This is a genomic window from Flagellimonas flava (genome assembly GCF_050617915.1).
Taxonomy (GTDB): domain Bacteria; phylum Bacteroidota; class Bacteroidia; order Flavobacteriales; family Flavobacteriaceae; genus Flagellimonas; species Flagellimonas flava_A.
The window spans coordinates 1-229 of record NZ_JBODQE010000255.1; the positions used below are offsets into that span (position 1 = coordinate 1).

At 46.3% G+C, this 229-nt stretch carries 1 pseudogene; it reads right to left on the bottom strand.

From position 1 onward, the window contains the following. Positions 1-220 (bottom strand): annotated as a pseudogene (locus ACRHOZ_RS21755) (energy transducer TonB); the annotation flags it as partial. Positions 221-229: the final 9 nt, after the last annotated feature.

Consider the following 229-nt stretch of genomic DNA (forward strand, 5'->3'; position numbering starts at 1 on the left):
GTGGAGGGGGTGGCGTTGCTGTACGAACCATTGCGGTAATGGGGACATCTTCCTTAAGATCGTCCATCACTTGAACCCCTTCCGAAACGTTCGTTTGCTTGTCGTAGGTCTTGACCTCAAATGATTGCCATGTTGCAAACAAAACCGAGGGCAAACCTATCATAAAATAAAGGCTACTATTGCGGCCAATATCTGTAGTAGGGTTCGTTTTAGGTTTCATGAGTTACCG